Source organism: Vibrio sp. 10N.261.55.A10 (assembly GCF_041470825.1).
Classification (GTDB): domain Bacteria; phylum Pseudomonadota; class Gammaproteobacteria; order Enterobacterales; family Vibrionaceae; genus Vibrio; species Vibrio crassostreae_C.
In genome coordinates, this window is the sequence record NZ_JBFRNC010000041.1 from 1 (window position 1) to 15,551 (window position 15,551).

Annotated in this window: 6 protein-coding genes and 3 pseudogenes; 2 read left to right on the plus strand and 7 right to left on the minus strand. The window is 43.6% G+C overall.

Going from position 1 to position 15,551, the window contains the following annotated elements; all coding sequences use genetic code 11:
* Positions 1-146: 146 nt before the first annotated feature.
* The 7 genes and pseudogenes from AB4274_RS13165 to AB4274_RS13195 all read right to left on the minus strand — a co-directional run bounded on the left by AB4274_RS13165 (position 147) and on the right by AB4274_RS13195 (position 13,998).
* Positions 147-1,715: a polysaccharide lyase family 7 protein gene (locus AB4274_RS13165; RefSeq protein WP_372112231.1), complete on the minus strand. Its 1,569-nt coding sequence runs from the start codon at positions 1,713-1,715 to the stop codon at positions 147-149.
* Between the two features lie 424 nt (positions 1,716-2,139).
* Positions 2,140-3,891 (minus strand): annotated as a pseudogene (locus AB4274_RS13170) (polysaccharide lyase family 7 protein).
* Positions 3,892-4,129: 238 nt separating this feature from the next.
* On the minus strand, positions 4,130-6,001 hold the full coding sequence (locus AB4274_RS13175; protein ID WP_372112272.1) for a methyl-accepting chemotaxis protein: 1,872 nt from the start codon (positions 5,999-6,001) through the stop codon (positions 4,130-4,132).
* A 1,050-nt stretch (positions 6,002-7,051) separates the two neighbouring features.
* Complete coding sequence (locus AB4274_RS13180) at positions 7,052-7,933, minus strand: NAD(P)-dependent oxidoreductase (RefSeq protein ID WP_004733521.1); 882 nt, start codon at positions 7,931-7,933, stop codon at positions 7,052-7,054.
* A 541-nt stretch (positions 7,934-8,474) separates the two neighbouring features.
* Complete coding sequence (locus AB4274_RS13185; RefSeq protein ID WP_017061476.1) at positions 8,475-10,553, minus strand: DUF4962 domain-containing protein; 2,079 nt, start codon at positions 10,551-10,553, stop codon at positions 8,475-8,477.
* Positions 10,554-10,773: 220 nt separating this feature from the next.
* Complete coding sequence (locus tag AB4274_RS13190) at positions 10,774-12,552, minus strand: sodium:solute symporter family transporter (RefSeq protein WP_017061477.1); 1,779 nt, start codon at positions 12,550-12,552, stop codon at positions 10,774-10,776.
* A gap of 726 nt (positions 12,553-13,278) precedes the next feature.
* Positions 13,279-13,998, minus strand: coding sequence for a FadR/GntR family transcriptional regulator (locus AB4274_RS13195; protein WP_372112233.1), 720 nt, complete (start codon positions 13,996-13,998; stop codon positions 13,279-13,281).
* Between the two features lie 266 nt (positions 13,999-14,264).
* Here AB4274_RS13195 and phnD point away from each other — a divergent pair.
* Together phnD and phnE are read left to right on the plus strand one after the other, a co-directional pair.
* Positions 14,265-14,894 (plus strand): annotated as a pseudogene (gene phnD / locus AB4274_RS13200) (phosphate/phosphite/phosphonate ABC transporter substrate-binding protein); the annotation flags it as partial.
* Positions 14,891-15,547, plus strand: a pseudogene (phnE, locus tag AB4274_RS13205) (phosphonate ABC transporter, permease protein PhnE); the annotation flags it as partial. The pseudogenes phnD and phnE, both read left to right, overlap by 4 nt.
* Positions 15,548-15,551 lie beyond the last annotated feature (4 nt).

Here is a 15,551-nt window from a genome sequence, read left to right on the forward strand (position 1 = left end):
GCGATGAACCTTTTTTATTGACGAAGTATCCTAAACCCAAAACTTGTAGAGCGAAGCCTTAGGATTAAATAAAAGTAGTCCTATCGGTAATGAAAAAATGGCAGCTAATAATAGCTGCCATTTTAGTTGTAAATTCAACTTATTCATTATTCCTGATACTGATCGTGCGATACGTCTAGCTGGTAGAAAGTCGCTTGTGAGTAATCGTCTAGGTCGCCGCTGATGTTTTGGTTGTAAACACCGGCTTTGAAGTACATGTACTTGCCGCCAACGTCATAGCCGCTGTTGCTCATATCAACCACTTGTACAACATCGTCTTTGCCTTCACGCATTAGCGTTACCGTCATCGTGTTGCCTTTAACGTCAATACGGTAGCTGAACACTTCACCAAGTGCGATACCATCTTCACCTACTTCAGCCGTCATGTCTCCCACTAGAGGATAGAAGTCCTCTTTGGTCGCGTCTTGGCTTTCGTGTGCAAAGTAAACTGCGCCCGTTGGTTGGTTTGGCAGTTTACGGTAGTACAAACGAATCGGCTCATCGTTTTGATCGTGAATCTGACCAATGATAAAGCGACCTACTTCATTCGCATTACCCGTTGTTGTCGCATGATCGATTTTCAATGTTGCTTCTAGAACGCCATCGATACCAGCCGCAGCTTCTAAATCAGCTTCAGGTGCGCTTGAGAATACCCAGTTGTTCTTATTAACACCTTTCGTACTGATAGACTGGTCACCACGACGCATCATCTCACGAAGCTCGGTACGCGCGTACTTAGTGTTTTTAGATGTACGTACACCTTTCACGTAAGACTTGAACACTAGACCACCGTCGTCCGCGGTATAGAAGATTTCTGGGTGTTGATACCCGTTTGCAAGGTTCCACTCGGATACATCATCTGGCTTACCGTTTTTGTCATGGTCGAATGGTTGAGACAGGTACCAGTGAGTCATGTCGAAGTTTTCGCTCGGTGCATTACCGGCAACGGGTGTCGCTGGTAGGCCTGTCGGAACAGGTAGCGCGCTGCGAGTGTCACATTTAACTGAAGTCTCACAAGGGTAAACTGCTGCTACGCCGAAGTTACCTGAGCGTAGATCTTTGCGTGCTGCTTTACGCGCTTTTTCCGCTGCTTTCATTTCAGCAATAAGCACCGCTTCTGCAGCCACCACGTCTGAAGTGATGATGTGACTCGCTGGACAAGCGTTGATGCTACAGTTAACCGCTGCTAACCCAGTCACACTGTTCCAACCGTTTTTGGTGTTGCCGTGACCAACATATCTTACGTAACGTGCTTTCACCGCAGGCTCAAATTGGAAACGCTCAAGGCCGATAGCTTTACCAGAACTGAGTTGGTTCTCAAGTACCGTCGTCCAGGTTTCACCATCGACACTCACTTGAATATCAAATTTAGATTGGCGCTCATTACCTTTACTGAAGGATGCTTGAACAGCGTCAAACTCTTGTACTGAACCATAATCTAGCATTGCCCACTCACCGTCACCCGCTGACGACCAACGTGTTGTTAGGTCTTGGTCAATGAGGCGATCTGGGCCATTTCCATCGTGACTGCTAGCGGTAGCAGCAACCGGAGTAAGAAGCGCTTCACCCGTTTCTTTGTTGTTAGGGAAGTCTGCGTTGGTTGTGCTTGTAGTCGCGCAACCAACGGCAAGCATAATAGAAGAAGCGAGTAAGGTTTTTAGAGTGATTTGTTTCATATTTAATCCATTATTATAATACAAAGACAGCGTTCGTAAGTGAAAGCATCAATCAGCAAACACGAGCTATAAGGCGATTCCCCTCTCAGTATTTGCGATAACATGAAAATATTACGTAGTCTTATAATACAAATAAAACATTTCGTTGAATAAATGAGACTGAGGACACTTTCCGATCTTTCATACTTTAACTGGATCACACTTCCTATTGATAAAAGACAATATATAGAAATTTAGAATACAAAATAGGCTCGTCATCTACGGCTCTCCTCCACAGAATGTGCGCGCTATAAACTCAATAAGACGAGTTCCCAGCAATCAGAAAACGCCGATTTATCTCTCCCTAAAAACCAAAAAGACCACATTACCAATAGCTAATGTGATCTTTTAATTTAATGTAGGGGCGGCTTAAATCTCGACTCAATCAATAGTGTGCCGCTCTAAGAGAACTAAAGCTGACATCGAACACCTCACCAGCATAGCCGCTATCAGGTTTAAATTGAGGGTAAATGCCCGCTTTGAAATAGAAAGCAATATCTGTCGATGTCCAATCTGACGTCAACGAGGCCGTGTCCCCATTTTTATCTGTGTAATCTTGTCCCCAAGGGATTAAATGAGAAACGGTGTTGGTTCCATCTAAATCATGAGTCGCCAAGTAGATACCTTCTGGATTGGCTCGAATCGTATATCGCCACTCTTCACTTGCCGAATAAGTCCCTAACTCGACACTGAACGGGTCACAATGATCACAGTCTTGGTTGTTGCGCTCAAAATCAGAGTTCAGTATCACTCTTACTGGCTTACTCTCGCCTTCCCATAACAGTTTCACCAATGCTTGATTGATCTTCCAACCATGGATTTGTCCAAGTACCACTTTTGGATCTTGATTGTTGATGTTCGGGTAATCTTCAATTCGCAAGCTTGCGGTTAACTCGTGACTGGTAGCGTTCGTTCTAGTGTCGTCCAAATACCAACTTGTATCTTCATCGCTGGTGCTACAATCCGGTTGAACACTGCTTTGATACAACTCCCTGAGCTCAGAGCGAATATAGCTAGAGTTTTGGGTAGAGGTGCCGTATCCCATATCCGCTCTAAAGTGCATTCTTCCTTCATCAGTATTGAAGTAAGAAAGATCAATATCACTGTCGTACACATCGCTGTCATTTGAAAGAAGATCTTTACTCGATTCACAACGTTCTGGTTCTAACTCAGCAGCACTGTCACCACCGCTTCCATACCAATCATTCTTACTCGGTGGAATAGTCAGCTTCCAATCATTAATGTCCCAATCGTTTGATCCATCGATTTGAGTCGTGGTGTATCTCAACGCCTGATAGTAAGCAATCGCTTCACCATTCTCAAATTGGTTATAGATACCCGCTTTGAAGTAGCTCAATAAATGCTGCCAGTAAGCGATGTCTTGATTCACTTTTACTTCATCATTCACTTTGAGCGACAGTGTGTTCTCATAAACAGAAAGATCAAATTTGGTAAAACTGTCCAATTCCGCCTCACCTAAATCGTAGCGATTGTATGACGTGGCATAACAATCCGAAGAGTCAGCCGCACTGCTACAATCAATCGCATTGCTCTTCATGACCGCCCAATAATGACCGGTAAGGCCGTCCCTCTCCTGCTCCCATACCACACGCAATAATGGATGAGGAATGTAACCGGTGCCACTCTCATCAGTCCCCTTATTGTGTATCTGCAGCAACGTCACTTCATCATGGTCGGCAGGTGAACTCGCCATTGCATGCTCGATATCAGGTAAGCTTATTTCCGCATACAAGCTTCGTCTTACACCCGTTTCATTGATATCGAAGTTTTCTCCCTCACGAACCTCAGAACGCATCTTATAGTTCGCCATTTTAAAAATTAGGTTTTCCGTCTCTTCATCTGCGTAAAAGTAATTACTGATGTAACCATCGAAATCGCCATCTTTCACTTCAGAGGTTTTGTTGCCCTCTGTGCCGTTAGGATCCGATACCTGAAGGTCAGAACTGGAGAGGATGTTTTGATACTTAGCAATATCATAAGGCGCAACAACGCCATAAGACGTTCCTGGACTGGTGTTATCAGAAGGGTCATCGCTATCACTTGAGCTATTTGAACTGCTTCAACCGCAGCCATAGGTGAGTGAAGCGAGAGCGACGATGAGGGTTGGCTTATTCACATTTATCTCACTTATCCATAAGAGTAGAGTGATAAGATATATTTGTACTATTTTATGTCAATTATCTATTTATCATAATGTGAGATGCGACAAATGAGGTGATATGAGGTGGCGCTACCGAGGATTTAGAGACAAAAACAACGCAGAAAGGCCACTCTAAACTCGACAGGTTTGGAGTGGCTCTCAGGCTAAAAGCCACAATTAAAACATTGATTTTTAGTGTTTATTAATAGAAACGTTAGACTTTAAAGCTACTCATTAGCTCGCTAACGCTGCCATTCAGTGTTTTGATTTCAGCCGACTCTGTCAGTTGATCTTGGCTTAGCTTATTGAGTTCCTCAACGAAGCTTTCAATCTTATGCATGTTCTTAGCGATACTATGAATCAAGGCATTTTGCTCGACAGAAGAAGCAGAGATATCGTTGTTGAAACGACTCACGGTTTTCATCTGTTCCGTCAGCTTCGCTAGCATGTTTACCGCTTGCACAACTTGAGCACGAGTCATCTCACAATTGCTCTTCGTTAACTCGATCGATTTAACCAAGCCATCCGATTTAGATTGCAACCCAGATAACGCCTCTTCGATTTCAGAGGTGCTGATTTGAGTTCGGTTTGCTAGCGCACGGACTTCGTCAGCCACGACAGCAAAACCTCGACCATGCTCGCCTGCTCTCGCCGCCTCAATGGATGCATTCAGCGCAAGCAAGTTGGTTTGCTCAGCAATACCACCAATCACAGACACTATCGACTGGATGCTCTGTGTTTCATTGGCCATAGAACGAATATCATCCGACGTCGTACAAACTTGCTTCTCAAGATCACTGATGTACGTTTCGGTCACAGTGTTAATTTGCTTAGTCTCGTCACTGGACACGGCCGCATCTTGCGCTGCTTCTGCCGCAAACTGTGAGTTCTTCTCGACTTCACTTGAAGCCTCGGACAATCCATTAATCGCAGAGACCACCTGAACCGTTTCATCGGTATGAACTTTCAGTACATCGCTGGTTTCCTTGCAGCCTTCTCGAATACTTAATACCTTGGTATCAAGATCTGAGTTCTTGAATTTCACGTCTTTAACCATCTCTTGCAAGCCAATGATGAACAAGTTGATGTCTTTGGCGATGTGTCCTAGGTCGTCATTACTTTTCTCTGCGAGCCTTTGGGTCAGGTCGCCATTACCTTGAGAAAGGTCGTGAACAATCTTACGCAATGACACGATTGGGCGGTAGAAACGATTCAGGAGTAAAGTCATCAATATGACCGACCCCAACACACAGGCAATAATCAGCATTCGAGCATCCGACATCACACCATTCAGCTGATCGAGCGCAAGTTCAGGATCAATACTAGAAATCATGTACCACTCTTTCTGGCTGCCAATATCGACCTTCTTAGCCATCAAGATTCGCTGATTACCATCAATCATACCTTCAATGAATTGGTCAGGTAGTTCAATAGCTTCATTGAGTTTCATTAAGGCGTCAGCAGAAGATATATTGCTCTGTGGAAGCACGTTTTCTATTGTGGATGCAATTACCATCCCTCTCTCATCCACGATGATACCTTTGGCTTCGTAGATGCTATCTAGCTGTTTGAGCTGAGTTTCCAAATCATCAAATCGAATGTCTGCCATGATGACGCGATCTTGATAGGTGTAAGTCACACCAATCATAGGTACTTGAGTACTCTTGGTGAAAAACAGATCACTAAAAGATAAACCTGATTTCAATTTCGCTTGCTGATACCAAGGACGAGTCGTTGGGTTGTATTTTTCTTTGATTCCAACACCGTTTGGGAAAGACTCTGAAGGACGAGAAGTGTAAGAACGACCATCATCAAAACCCACTACAATCTTGTCAATACCACCGAGCTTAGCGGCAAAATGCATCAGCGCTTCGTTTGGTACTTGGTATGGGGATTTCATGAACTCTTGTGCAACGGAATTGACCGTATCGATGGTGCGCTGGACGGTGCTTTCAATCTGATTAATTTCTATCGTTAACGAGTGATCAATCTCGTTATAAATCGTTTGGTTTACTTGATCAGTCGCCAAGTTAAGCGTGAACCAGTTCGTAAATGCCAAGGCACTGGAACTGACGATCGCCACCATTAAAATCAATTTTCCTTTAAACCCTAGAGACAATTTTGAATTCATAAAACTCATAATCCATATCAACCTATGTCTATTATTTTTATCCGAATGAAATGGTCATTTTTTAGATATTCGAAGATACGGGAAGCAAAACTTGTTCATGCCGTTCCATCGTCACAACCATCAATTTAATTAATATTGTATGTTTAATTGACTGCACTTTCTGTGAGCAATCTTGACATATCAAAACTGGTTAAAATCACCCTGTGACATAGGTATCATTTATGAGTTTGAACTTTTAACATGATTAGAAAGGAATAATTAACCAATTAAAAATGATCAACTTTCAGATGATTACCTCACAACTTCGCCGATAATGCCTCCACTCAAATTATTCATATCACTTTCGGTCACCTGACTAGGAAAGTGAGCCTTAGGTCACATTTTCACTAACCAACCATTCACTCAAGGCATTCAATCTTAAAATTTATTTGTAATACAATAAGCCTTAAGTTATGGTGTATTTGAATCATAACTTAAGTTCTTTCTGGATGCTTTTGTTCAGTTCAAAGTGATAATTGAAGCAGCCGCTTTAAGGTCATTGAACTCGTTTAACGTAGAAACTGTCGGGGGATCTCGTTATTCGTTTTTTCACTTTCTATTGATCATTTGTTTTTCCAGACGGCTCGTCCGAACATGCCCATACAGTCACCAGCTGTGTGGGTTTTTTTTACTTTCTTTTCAGACCCGATATACGAGCGGTGTTAAGCCATCGCCAACAATCAGTTAAGTGCACTGGTTTAAGCTTGCGAGGAAAAGTGAGTGAGTTGGTGCTAGAAGGCTTTGAATTTACAAATAGATATAGATATAGATATAGATATAGAAACAAAAATAGGAATTGAGGCAGTAACAAAGTTGAACAGAGTTTTGAGTAGGTGTAGCTGAGGAAGTAGAAGTAGAAGAGTTTAACGAGGGAACAAAGGGTTGGGTATGGCAGATAAAAACGAACCTCGCTGAGGTATCGCCGCCTAAAAAGACAGGCAATACCCTAGCGAGGTCGTACGTCGATTACTTCTCTAGTTTAGCGAAGTAGTCGAAGATTACTGGTACGTCGTTGTTACCCATTCCTGCGTCAACAGCAGCTTGTAGGCTAGTTGCAGTACCTTGAGCAATTAGAGACTCAGTACCTAGCTCTTCACAAAGAGCAAGGAAGTAACCAAGATCTTTGTTAGCGTTAGCAACAGAGAAACCTAGCTTCTCTTCGCCGTCTACTGCGTAGAACTTACAGAATTGCATGAATGGTGAGTTAGATGGACCTGCAGACATGATGTCAAACAGTTGTTGGCCATCAACACCAGCGCGTTGAGCAACAGCGAAAGCTTGAGACATAGTCGCAACAGTCGTCATACCCATGAAGTTGTTTACAAGCTTAGTAACGTGACCAGAACCTAGAGCACCTAGGTGGAATACGTTTTCGCCTTGCTCTTCAAGAACAGGTTTAACTTTGTTGAAAGTTTCCATGTCGCCAGCAGCCATGATGTTCAGAAGACCATCTTTAGCGTGTGCAGGAGTACGGCCTAGAGGTGCGTCGATCATGCCCGCGCCTTTTTCAGCTAGAGCTGCGCCGATTTTCTTAGTAGAAGCAGGGATAGAAGTACCGAAGTCTACTAATACTGCGCCTTCTTTGATGCCAGCTAGAACGCCGTCTTCGCCGTAAACGATTTTTTCAACAACAGCTGAAGTTGTAAGACAAAACTGAACGATGTCACTTGCAGCAGCTAGTTCTTTAGCAGAAGTGAATGCAGTCGCATTGCCGCGATCTGTAACGCGAGCAACAGCTTCAGCGCTTAGATCCATTACGTTTACGTGGTAGCCGCGCTTTTGTAGGTTTTCAACCATGTTGCCGCCCATAAGACCTAGGCCAATGAAACCGATTACAGGTTTAGTCATGTTCAAACTCCAAATATAGTATTGTATGATTATATGGTCATTATAATAACGACGTCTTTTCCGTTACGCAATAGTTTTAGGGTAATCCTTCAATGCTTAGACGCAAGTTGTGACGGGGATTCACTTTACGAGAAAATATGGTCACGCTTTGTACTTACAAGAGCGATATCCCAATCAAAAAATAACCTATTGATGAAATAATGCACTCTAAATGTCATACGATTAATGAGAATAAGCCACTCCAATAACGATTATTAACCTGCCGTCCCTTTTTTCAGACAAGATTAAGGCTGCCCACTGTCAGTAGTTGACAAATTATTGGAAGACAGTCACTGCCCTAGCCTTAGTAAGGTTTACTGAACACGGGTTTTAAACCAAGTTTTGTCGCCACTTACTAAGCCTGGCACTCTTGCTACTTAGCCTCTAACTAACCAACGCAACCTCTTCCCACCTCGTAGGCTACTGCCTGTTCTGTGCAAACAAAAAAACTCCGAGCTTTCACTCGGAGTTTTTAGTATCTAGCTTCTGTTGCTTCAGCGAATTACAGTTCGATTGAAACCGTTTCACCATCAACATTTAGCATTAGCGTGTTGCCTTCAAGCTTGTGAGACACTTCAACTTGCTCGCCTTCGTTCTTATTAGGAACAAGAAGCGTAAGGATGTTGTGCTCTTTTGATGGCTTGAATTCCACTTCAACGTGACGGTGGATTTCAAGATCTTTGAACTCGTATGGGTCAACTTCGCCAAAACCTTCAACGTTCTTAACTGACGTGATGTTATCAGCAGACTCGTTGATGAAGTTTACGTCTAGGTGCGCAACTTCGCCACGGATAGTGAAAGACTTATCTGCCACGTCGTTTGCGAAAGTTGTGTGCATTAGCCAAGTCATGTCTTTCTCTTCAGAAAGCGTTGCCTTGTCTTGCATTACGAATACTTTACCTTGAACAAACCAGACCTTACGCTTGTAAGATTCAATTTCAGGAACGAAGTACTTGTAAGATGCCGTTGCATCACCCTCAACCATCTTCACATCAGATTCAGTGTCGAAATCAGAGATGTTGCCGCCCGCTTCGATACAGAAGCGATCTTGGTGGTTTTCGTAGCCCGTGTTCTTGTTCTCGCCGTACTGACCTTTACCGCCAAATAGTGGAAGGTTCTTAGAGAACGTTTGACGACGCCATTTAGTGTGCATATCAACACCGAAACCACCGTAGTAGCCAGTGATTGACGCTAGCGTTTCACCGAATGCATGCAACGTGAATGCGTTTTGGTCACCGTGAGAGTGGCTGATTGAGCCAAACGGAGAACATTTGAATACCATGTGAATATGGTTATCACGCTCAGTCATCTTGTTGTGGAATGCAGCCCAACCCGTGATTGGGAATACTTTCAACAGTGGGTCATTCGATGGTGCTTTCTCTTCAGGTGCATCCCAAAGGAAGTTAAAGCGAAGATCATCGTAACCGAAGTCCCACCAACCGAAGTTGTAGAATTTGGTGTGTGCTTCAGTATCACGGCCTTTCAGTTGGTTGTAGTACCAAACATACTCAGGCTTCTGGTTAACACCTGCGTAATGCTTGATGTTGTAAGCCAGTTTTAGACCTGGGAAATCACCGATTGAAGACTGGTCACAGAAGCTCGCGCGCTTAGAGTGAACAGGCATGCAGTAAAGCGGGAAATCACCTGTGTTTTCGTAGAATGTTTTGTTGAACATGTCTACGCCACAGTATGCTTTCAATAGGTCGAATGCTTCGCCTAGGAATGCAGTTTGCGTGTTCCAGTAGTCAGGACCTTCAGCCCAACCGCCGTCTACACCGCCCCATGGTGGGTAGTGTACTGCGTAGTATTCTAGTGCGTATGCAATGTACTCGCCTGCTTTCGGGTGATCGTGGTAAAGCGCGATACACGTTGGGATGATAGCAGAAGAGATAGAACGAACACCGTGGCTGTTCAGTGGGTTGTTCAATAGATCAACCGTCACTTTCAGGTGGTGCATGATTTCGTCTAGACGCTCAATCAAAGCATCTTGAACTTGCTGACGTTCTTCATCTGTGAAGTAGCCGTGTAGCCAGTCGTAACCCCAAGCCATAGCCGCGATAACACGGAAAGCCGCTTCATCGTTATAGCCACGAGAAGTCACGCCTTCTGGATCGTACGTAGACAGTTTTAGAGTCCAAGCTTTTGCTTTAGCAATTAGCGCTTCGTCTTCTTTCACAACACCAGCAATTGCTAGGTTACGTGTCGCGTTTAGTGCCATTTGGCAATCAACGTACATTTGACGCCAGTAAGGACGCCATAGAGAAGCTTTGCCTACCGTGTCAGCTGGGTACGCTTGAGGCTCTTCGAAAGGAGCAGTCTCAAGGAACTTAACTGTCGAGTTATTGTAGAAATCATCAAACATGCAGTGAGCTTCATCAGCTTTCACTTTCGCTTTGAATTCTTCTAACTGATCTGCTTGAACAAGAAGACGTGGACGTGCTTCGCTCAAGTTGTCTAGGAATGATAGGTCGAAGTCACGTTTCTGTACTTCGATAGGGAGTAGGTCTACAAGATTACCTGCTGAAGTATCATTCTCCAGCTTCATCTTCCTGATTGCATCAAGAGATTTTTGGTCGCTCATTCTAACTCACTTATTTTTCAAGTTGATTGAAAGGAATTAGCAACAATATACGTCTTATTGTAGGACAATTAAATCTATTTCGGTTCGATTGAACCATTTTGTACAGTTTTCGTGATTTAGGTCAGATATCTTCCACCTGACCGTTTTTCCGTTTCGCAGAGCAAAAAAAATGCGACGCCCTTTCGAGTCGTCGCATTCTATTATAATCGTTTTCTATGTATTAGCTTTCAGTTACTGCTTTCGCTTGCTTGCCGCCGTCATCGACCGCTTTAACCAATAGCACACCAACACCACCAACAATCACACCACAAAGTATGAAGACTAGACGTCCCCACATTGGGTTAGTGAGTAGAGCCATTAGCATGATACCGACACCCGCTACCGCAATCAGTTTACCAAGCATTTCACGCTGTTTGTTATCCAGTACTTTCTGTTCTGCTGACTCCGCAACTAATGGAGTAGACAGGTTACCGAAGAACTTATCAACGTCTGCTTGACGCTTCTCAGTTAATGGCTTGTAGAACAGAGTTGATAGGATGAAGAAACCACCTGTCAGCGTAATGTGAGCAATCAGACCGATAGCAACCTTAACATCAGACCATTCACGGCTTGTTAGCTCTTCTAGACCGAAGATTGAAGACACCATTTCAGCGTTAACAACGAAACCCACGTAGTAAGAAACAAAACCACCAACCACTAGCGTACCCCAACCAGCCCAGTCCGGAGTCTTCTTAATAAAGAAGCCAAGGAATGCAGGAATTGTCATTGGGAAGCCGATCAGTGCGCCTACATACATCATGGTATCGAACAGGCTCAAACCTTTAAGCGAGTTGATGAACTGTGCAATAAGGATGATAGCAATACCAAACACGGCAGAAGTAATCTTAGAAACCGTTACTAGTTCTTTTTCGCTAGCCGTACCTTTACGAACGATTGGTTCATAGAAGTTCTTAACAAAGATACCCGAGTTACGGTTTAGACCAGAATCCATTGAAGACATTGTCGCTGCAAACATCGCCGCAACTAGAAGACCAACCATACCTGCTGGCATGTACTCTTGTACGAAGTATAGGTAGGCAAAGTCACCCGCTTTCTTACCTGCTTCTGGGTAAGCTGCTGCTAGGTCGACACCTTGACCTGCAATGTACCAAGAAGGCATGAACCAGATAAATACACCACAAAGCATTAGCACACACGCTAGTAGCGCCGCTTTCTTCGCGTTCTTTGAGTCTTTAGCCGCTAGGTAACGGTAAGAGTTAAGCATGTTGTTAGTAATAGAGAACTGCTTCACGAAGATGAAGAATGCCCAAATGCTGAAGATGCTTAAGTAGTTAATGTTGTTACCAGAAAGGAAAGAACCGCCTTCCGCTACAGGGAAGTTATTCACGATTTCACCAACACCGCCACCTTGAACAACAGCAACAACAGCACATGTCACGGTTACTGCCATGATGATAACCATCTGCATAAAGTCAGATGCAATTACCGCCCATGAACCACCCGTTACAGACATTGCCAATACAACCAAACCGGTAATCCAGATAGTTGCTGTCATGTCGAAACCGAAGATACCAGAAGCGATGATTGCTAGTGCGTTTAACCATACACCGGCAGAAACAACACTGTTTGGCATTGAAGACCAAGTGAACACTTGTTCGTTAGTCGCACCGAAACGCATACGAATTGCTTCGATTACCGTTACTACACGTAGTTGACGGAACTTTGGAGCAAAATATGCGAAGTTCATGAAGTAACCAAATGCGTTGGCTACGAAGATGACCGCTACTGCAAAACCATCGTTATACGCTTTACCTGCCGCACCGGTGAATGTCCATGCACTAAACTGGGTCATAAAGGCGGTTGCACCAACCATCCACCACAACATGTTACCGCCCCCGCGGAAGTAGTCACTGGTGGTACTTGTAAATGTTCTAAACATCCAACCTATCGCAATCAAGAATAGGAAATAAATGCCGACAATAATCGTGTTGAGTTCCATCGTGTATCCTTTGTCCGTTGTATTTTGTTACGAGGACTATAGGAAATCTCAAACTTTATTTGTAGTACAATAATCCAAATAAGTGATGGCGATCTTATTTTGATTGATTAAGTTAATTATATATATGACATAGGATGGAATATGGCCAATCCATCAAGGCAATTACTGGTGTTTGAGGTAAAAACTCAAAAAACAAGGCCAAAGAACATCACACCCATTAAAATCAAAGACTTATGAGAAAGTGAGACTTTGCACACTTATTAACAAATACAACCAAACACATATAAATATAAAATCCTCAAAAATAATAAAAGCCAAATCAGAGCTAAATCACCCTCATTTATCACACAATAAACCAGCGTTTTTTATCTATTGAGAGTGGATAATTTCATTAGAATTCTACTTAAATTAATCAATATAGAAGAGGCATATCCAGTTCAAACGATGGTAGATTCAAAATATACAAAAATGAAAAATCATGGATGACGCATAATTATTTGGGGGTCGAGAGTGTCTAAAAACGAATATCGAGCGTAATATTATTTTTATTATGATGGTAAAGAGAACGACCGCTAGGCGTATACAAGAAGGAACTGGCTTAAGAAGGAGTTAAGCGAGGATGAACCAAAACAGTGCCACACATGGTGCAACACGCTTTCTAAAAACAAAAAAGGCATGCACTTGGCATACCTTTTTGACTGGTTCAAATGAAGTTGAAAACCGTGTTTAGCTTGCAGTGGCTAAACGGTGGTTAATATCTTGCAAGTGAGCCGCTGACATTGTACGAGCTTTTTCACTGTCGCCAGCCATAATCGCTTCATAGATTCTACGGTGTTCATTGATACATGTGCTGCCCTCTTCAGAAGAGTGCACGATGAAGTTAACGAACATGGTCGTCAGAATATTGCCGAATGGCAGGTAGAAATCGTTACCTGTCGCATTAAAGATCAAGCTATGGAAACGAGTATCGATGTCTGTCCAACGTTCTTGGTCAAACACTTCTGCGTCATCCACTTCAACCATCTTCTGGAAGATCTCTGAAAGCTCGATACGTTGCTCAGCAGTCGCAAATTTTGCAGCTAATGCACACGCTTCAGGTTCAATCGCACGGCGAAGGCCTAAAAACTGAGAACAGAATTGGTCTATGTCGGTTAGACCATCCATCCATTCAATCAGTTGAGGATCAAGAAAGTTCCAGTATGCGCGATCTACTACACGAGTACCGATTTTCGGGCGGGACTCTAATAAACCTTTAGAGGTCAATAACTTAACTGCTTCACGAAGTGCCGTACGGCTGATACCAAACTGTTCACACAGCGCCATTTCACCAGGAATAATAGAACCTTGTGGCAGTTCACCAGACAAGATTCCACGAGCGATTTCACGCGCTACTTGCACGTGCAGGCTGCGCTTCGAGCCCGAGATTGAATTAAAAGTGCTAACCATAAGTTCACTTATTTTATATGTTATGTTTATGTATTACTTAAGGATCACTATAACAGGATTTCAACCTAGCGCCAATTGAGTAAAATAGCAACGAGTCGCTCTCTATTAATTTACTCAATGAATCAAATACTTATAACTCATCTAATTCCATACAGCTAGAAACATTATGTTACACCATTCATAAATCCGTCATCAAAACGCATCGGTTCTGTCATCCTCGATTTCTATACTCCCTTCCCAAGAAATCACTCAATTGGACTGAAATAATGAAACCGACAAAAACAAATCTCACGCTTAAGAGCGCTATTACTGCTGCGCTGATTTTTTCTGGTTCTGCATTAGCAATGGATACACGATACGAAGATCGCTCTGGCAACTTGGTTGCTGATGTTCCTCAAGATGAATCACAATGGGTTGACCCAAACACGCTAATTTTTGCTTATACGCCAGTTGAAGATCCTGCAGTATACGCTGATGTGTGGAGCGAGTTTTTGAGCCACCTTGAAAAAACAACGGAAAAGACGGTTCGTTTCTTCCCTGTTCAAAATAACGCTGCTCAAATTGAAGCAATGCGTTCAGGTCGCCTACATATCGCAGGTTTCAACACAGGTTCTACACCACTGGCGGTTAACTGTGCAGGCTTTGCCCCATTCACAATGATGGCAGCGGAAGATGGTTCTTTCGGTTACGAAATGGAAATCATCACGCACCCAGGTTCAGGCATCGAAAAGGTTGAAGACCTAAAAGGCAAAAACCTAGCATTCACATCGCAAACGTCAAACTCTGGTTTCAAAGCCCCTTCTGCGATTCTGGATGCTGAATACCAGCTTCAACCTGAACGTGATTTCAAACCGGCTTTCTCTGGCGCGCACGACAACTCTATTTTGGGTGTGGCAGCGAACGCGGCTGGCAGTTCATTTTGGCTTTCATGAACCCAGATTTTGGTGGCCGTTGGAACAACATCTCACAAGGTTTGATTGAGAGTTTAACCATGACCCTCACATCGACCGTGGCGGGTGTCCTTCTTTCAATTCCATTCGGGTTAGGCGCAGCGAAAAACCTTGCCCCTACGCCTGTTTACTTGTTCTGTCGTGCGTTTATTTCGGTTGCGCGTAGCTTACAAGAAATCATCGTAGCGATTCTGTGTGTTGCTCTATTTGGCTTTGGTACGTTTGCGGGGTTTGTCACGCTCACCTTCGCGACCATCGGCTTTCTCGCAAAATTGTTTGCCGATGAAATTGAAGCCATTGACCCAGCACCACTGACCGCAATGCGTGCAACGGGCGCAAGTTGGTTACAACAAGTGAATTACGCGATTCAAGCGCAGGTAATGCCGCGCTTCATCGGACTTTCGATGTACCGACTCGACATCAACTTTCGTGAGTCAGCCGTGATTGGCATTGTTGGCGCAGGTGGTATCGGCGCAACGTTAAACACAGCAATGGACCGTTACGAATACAGCGCAGCAGCCGCTATTCTATTGATTATTATAGTGATTGTGATGTTGTGTGAATACCTATCAACCATCATCCGTAAGCATGTGCAGTAAGGAA